Source organism: Paraburkholderia sp. BR14320, assembly GCF_040948665.1.
GTDB classification, from domain to species: domain Bacteria; phylum Pseudomonadota; class Gammaproteobacteria; order Burkholderiales; family Burkholderiaceae; genus Paraburkholderia; species Paraburkholderia youngii.
The window spans coordinates 1-253 of sequence record NZ_JBFPKG010000375.1 but is presented as its reverse complement, the minus strand read 5'-3'; the positions used below and the strand labels follow the sequence as shown (position 1 = coordinate 253).

The window sequence follows — 253 nt, the reverse complement described above, 5'->3', positions numbered from 1 at the left end:
GGCCAGTTGACGCTGGAGAACGATTTTTTAAGCGGAGCGCTCGGCAAGGCGGGGTTGCTGAGCGGAAAGCGATGATCGACCGTGCACACGCGCTACCGATTGCGCAACAGGTGCGACTTGTGGGGATTGAACCGCCCCGGGATTTCCGGAGGCTCCACTTCTTGAGAAAATGGAGCTATGGAAAACACGAAGAAGAAGTGCCCAAGGTACTCGCCTGAAGTTCGTGAGCGGGCTGTGCGAATGGTTCTGGAAC

At 56.9% G+C, this 253-nt stretch carries 1 pseudogene; it reads left to right on the top strand.

The features are described from left to right. Positions 1-125: pseudogene (locus AB3X89_RS40715) on the top strand (IS3 family transposase); the annotation flags it as partial. Positions 126-253: the final 128 nt, after the last annotated feature.